4 protein-coding genes are annotated in these 3,883 nt (G+C 38.5%); 3 read left to right on the plus strand and 1 reads right to left on the minus strand.

What is annotated here, in order from left to right; genetic code table 11:
- Positions 1-241: 241 nt before the first annotated feature.
- From C7460_RS23295 to C7460_RS23310, 3 genes are all read left to right on the plus strand, one after another.
- Positions 242-1,606, plus strand: coding sequence for a hypothetical protein (locus C7460_RS23295; RefSeq protein ID WP_115870544.1), 1,365 nt, complete (start codon positions 242-244; stop codon positions 1,604-1,606).
- A gap of 151 nt (positions 1,607-1,757) precedes the next feature.
- Entirely contained in the window at positions 1,758-2,996 is a 1,239-nt protein-coding gene (locus C7460_RS23300) for an AlbA family DNA-binding domain-containing protein (protein WP_115870545.1), read from the plus strand.
- 293 nt (positions 2,997-3,289) lie between these two features.
- Positions 3,290-3,562 carry a DUF2442 domain-containing protein gene (locus tag C7460_RS23310; protein ID WP_115870546.1) on the plus strand — a complete coding sequence of 91 codons (273 nt, stop codon included), beginning with the start codon at positions 3,290-3,292 and terminating at the stop codon, positions 3,560-3,562.
- A gap of 135 nt (positions 3,563-3,697) precedes the next feature.
- Here the strand turns inward: C7460_RS23310 and C7460_RS24440 are convergent.
- On the minus strand, positions 3,698-3,883 hold a 186-nt coding region (locus C7460_RS24440; protein ID WP_185148315.1), incomplete at its 5' end, for a transposase domain-containing protein.

A 3,883-nucleotide genomic window follows, 5' to 3' on the forward strand; every position in this document is an offset into this window, starting at 1 on the left:
AGCTTCACCACGATGGATTCTAGTAAGATGTGAGATGTCTTAGTCTGATGCCAGTGATACCACCCTTGGCGGCTTTTGCCAAACAGTCGACAAAGGGACCCGTCCTAAAATTACTTGACAGGGCTTGTTCGATAGTTTAGGTATTCACGATTTTCTTAAAAACCATTATCTTCGACGGGTATAATAGGTTATAGTGCACTAAGTGTGCTAGACACTTTTGTTGGCGGTAATTAATTACACGATGCAGATCACAAAAATTATTTCATATAAAGACGCATGGAGTGATCTTAAAAGTCATCACTCAGAAGAATTTGAAGAGTTACAATCAGCAGTAACAACCTACATTCATGATCTGGAGGCAGAACAGCAGAAGAACGAAGAGAGACCAAATCCTTATGAGATTTGGGAAAACACTCTGTTTCAGAAAGGATGGGAAATTGTTAATCGAACTTTATACTCTAATACTGGTCAACGAGTAAATATTGGTCGACTTGGGCCGGTGAAAAATGGAATAAGCGCAACGATTAGTATTGGATCTCTTTTAATACATGACTTAAGTCGATGGCTATTTCAGCAAACCACTTTGGCAATTCGACATGGTGCTGCTAAAATCCCTATCATGGTAGTACCAGTTTCTGATTATCAACAGAACATGGATGGTCGAAGATTGCATAGGTCAACTTTCGAGTTATACCAGCGTCAACTTGATATGCTTAGTCCTTTAAGTCATCCATATCAATTTCTTATTTTAGGTTATTCTGATCAATTTACCATTAATGGTCTTGAGGTTTTCGAAATAGAGTCAGACCCCTTAGTTGATATACAAACAGTTGTAGATAGATGCATTGAGTTTCCTCCTGAGTATCATCAAGCTGGATTGAATATTTTGAATTTCTTCGGGACATATCTACGTGAACAATACCCAGATGAAGACGCAAAAGTTAAAATTGAACAAGATGGGCTACATGTAAGGCTCATAATAGAGAAGGAGGATGGTAAATCAGAAATTATTGAAAAAGCCTTACATGAATATGAATTAATAGTTACTGGGAAGGAAACTCCTGAAAAATTCACCCAGAATGATAAACTTGTTCTTGAGATAAAAAATGAATTAAGAATTGCTAAATACAGAATAGAAAGCCAGCAGGATATTATTAACGTTCAAGCTGGACAGATAGAAAAACTTATGGGTATTGTTGGAGAAGGGTTAGCGAATAAAAACCCTATTTTGATAGATTTTCGTCCAAATATATCCTCAAGCAGTTCGATCACTATTAATAAAGATATATCCGCTACTTTGGGGACAATCAATGAATTGAAAGAAAGTTTACCTACTGCAAGCGCTGCATTTTTAGCATTTCACGAGTTAGAAGGTTCTTTAGAGGCAATAGAAAAGGAAACGAATCCTGAAAAAGTCAAAAAATCACCAGCAATGAGCAAATTCCGTAGAATAATTGAGACAATTACAGATGGAAATAGTGATTTGCAAAACGCGATTAAAGCGGCTGAATCGGGATGGGAAATATTTAAAGATCTATCTAGTAAGTACAATAAAATTGCTAAATGGTGTGGATTACCTCAGGTCCCTTCTATATTCACCAAATAAAAACAGGTAACAGATACTAAAATGAATATGCGAACTGAGCCATCTTATATGACATTGCAAACTAGAAACTTTGCTGCTTCTAGCAAGTGGGGCGCATACTCATTTTACGAGTTGGGCGTTATCTTTCATTCACTGCGTCACCGACCAATTTATGACCATTGAGAAATTTCAGGAATTAATTGAATCATCGGAAGGCAAGACACTGGACTTCAAAACAGAATTTTATGATTTTGATACGGATTCTGATGTAAAAAAGAAGAATTACGTTTCAGAGTTTATTAAAGACATTCTGTCAATTTACAATACTCAGCGAGAAGGAAATGGCTATCTGATCTTTGGAGTTCTAGAAAAAAATGGGAAAGCTATTGATTTGGTTGGAGTTAGTAATCTCCCGGATGACGCAGTATTACAAGATAAACTCAAGGATAAGGTAAAACCAGTCCCGGATTTCATATTACACCAAGTTGAATTTGAAGGAAAGAAATTTGGAATTATTGAGATATACCTTCCTTCATTCAATAGTCCTTCAATGGCTATTCGAGACTTTGGCAATATAAAGAAGGATGAGGTTTATATACGCAAGGGATCAACAAAGGCGAAAGCGACTCCTGAAGAAACTAAAAGGGTTTATGAGTGGCTAGAAGAACTCGAACATACCAGAAAGAGAAAAGTTGAGAATAAGGATCAACTTATTGAGTTCATTGATGAATCACTGAAGGATGATTCAGTTTTTGACTTGGCCAATTCTATGATTTTTGAAAGAGGTAGAGAAATTGGGTTGACTGATGACGAAGTACAAATTCTAATTATTCAGCGAACAAAAATCAAAAACGCTCTATTCGAAATTGATGTTAGAGTTTTTGTAATTCTGTTGGGTATTGGGTTGCTTGTTGCAGTTTATTTCATTGTAGCTGCCGTGCTGGAAAATAATACTAGTAATAAATTTCGAGAAAAAGTTGAATTGCTGCTATCAAAAAACAAAAGCCAACAAGCACGAGACAGTTTAATGCTTATGGCGACCGAAATTGATAATTTTTCTGAAATAAAGAAACTTATTATTGAGCATGAAATTGATGATTATCTACATAATAACGATTTTAAAAATGCCATTAAATCACTGAATTGGCACAGTCTCCCAAACGTTAAAACCAGCTTTGCTCAGTCATCAAGCACTAATAGCAAAGAAGCTATCGTAAGAGGCTATAATCAAGAGGCAAATTGGCGCAATACGAATGCTACTAGAATTTTTAATGAAATATCACTTTCTGATTCCGCCGAGCTAGGCGACTATATAATAGACTTCATCATAGCACCAACTGCGTTTTATCAAGGTGACAGCCTTGTTCTGGACAGCACAAGAATTCGAAAAATGAGAGAACTTATAAAATAAAGAAACATAATCGAGTAGACGGCCCCACCAGTCGTAACTGATGGGATGCGCCTCACTTAGCGTGCCCCACTAGGCGTGCCCCACTAGGCGTGCCCCACGAACACCAATCCGGTGGCGAATGGCTTTGTCGTGGACGACCCAGTCACACCAGCCCGCGTACGGCCTGTAGGTAATCAAAGGATCTGCCCTATCGAGATAGTGGGGAAAGTGTCCCATGATAATGATGAACACTTGGAAAACTGGAAACGTATTGAAGAAAGAAAGCCTTTGAATAAAATCAAACCTTTAGACTGATGGATAGAGATACATTACTAGTAAAAGTAGAAAAGGCAGAATACCTTAAAGATTATCAAGTACGACTTACTTTTTCGGATGGTTTATCTGGTGTGGTAGATTTAAAACAAGAAATTTGGGGAGAAGTCTTCGAGCCGCTGAAAGATGTCGAATATTTTAAAACTTTCACTAAAGACAGGTGGACTATAGGTTGGGATTGCGGTGCTGATTTTGCTCCAGAATTTCTACATAAACTGACGCTCCAACAAAATCCAAAGCTCATCATCCAGTAAACGACCGTGCCCCACCAGGAGTGCCCCACGAACGCCAGCCCTGTAACACCTCCCGCATACAATCTGTCGGTGATTACCGGGTATCCCTTCGGTGTTGAGCGTCTGTAATAATTAGATTTTTGTGTTAAGCGCTATTTAGGTTGTTGGCAGTAGCTTGGAGAGGTCATTTACCTTGGTATCTGGTATGACTTGCAGGGTCTTTCTTAGCCACTGATGAGGCTCCACCTCGTTGGCCTTGCAGGTGGCAAGGAATGAATAGAGCACGGCTGCCCACTGTGCTGCGTCATGAGACCCTGCGAAGAGATAGTTTTTACGACCCAG

The organism is Marinoscillum furvescens DSM 4134 (genome assembly GCF_003386095.1).
GTDB classification, from domain to species: Bacteria; Bacteroidota; Bacteroidia; order Cytophagales; family Cyclobacteriaceae; genus Marinoscillum; species Marinoscillum furvescens.

Bases quoted from the DNA above. Each gene is read 5' to 3' on its own strand.
- C7460_RS23295 (WP_115870544.1), top strand. From the start codon at position 242: ATGCAGATCACAAAAATTATTTCATATAAAGACGCATGGAGTGATCTT.
- C7460_RS23300 (WP_115870545.1), top strand. From the start codon at position 1,758: ATGACCATTGAGAAATTTCAGGAATTAATTGAATCATCGGAAGGCAAG.
- C7460_RS23310 (WP_115870546.1), top strand. From the start codon at position 3,290: ATGGATAGAGATACATTACTAGTAAAAGTAGAAAAGGCAGAATACCTT.